Origin of the sequence: Shewanella sp. AS16 (genome assembly GCF_021412365.1) — a bacterium.
Classification (GTDB): Bacteria; Pseudomonadota; Gammaproteobacteria; order Enterobacterales; family Shewanellaceae; genus Shewanella; species Shewanella salipaludis.
Genome location: NZ_JAKCLK010000426.1, coordinates 1 through 281 on the forward strand (window position 1 = coordinate 1; position 281 = coordinate 281).

Annotated in this window: 1 protein-coding gene; it reads right to left on the reverse strand. The window is 55.2% G+C overall.

What is annotated here, in order from left to right:
* A partial coding sequence (locus tag LZP73_RS20950; protein WP_234236922.1) for an NUDIX domain-containing protein occupies positions 1 to 281 on the reverse strand: 281 nt, incomplete at both ends.

Genomic DNA, 281 nt, shown 5'->3' on the forward strand with positions numbered 1-281 from the left:
GAAGGTATGCCGAAACGCGGTCAGCTGCGTCAGGTTATCGGCAGCAATCTGTCGTTGCGCCAGCCACTGCCGCAAACTTTCTTCATCGGCAAACTGCGGGAAACAGTATAAACCGCCCCACAATCCGCTCGGCGGACGCTGCGCCAGCAATACTTCATCTTCGTGCTGTAACAGCAAAAAGTAGCCGGTGCGCTCTGGCAGCGTCTGTTTCGGTTTTTTGCCCGGATAAAGCGACCAGCTATTGTTGGCGGCGGCAATACATCCGTTTTGTAGCGGACAGA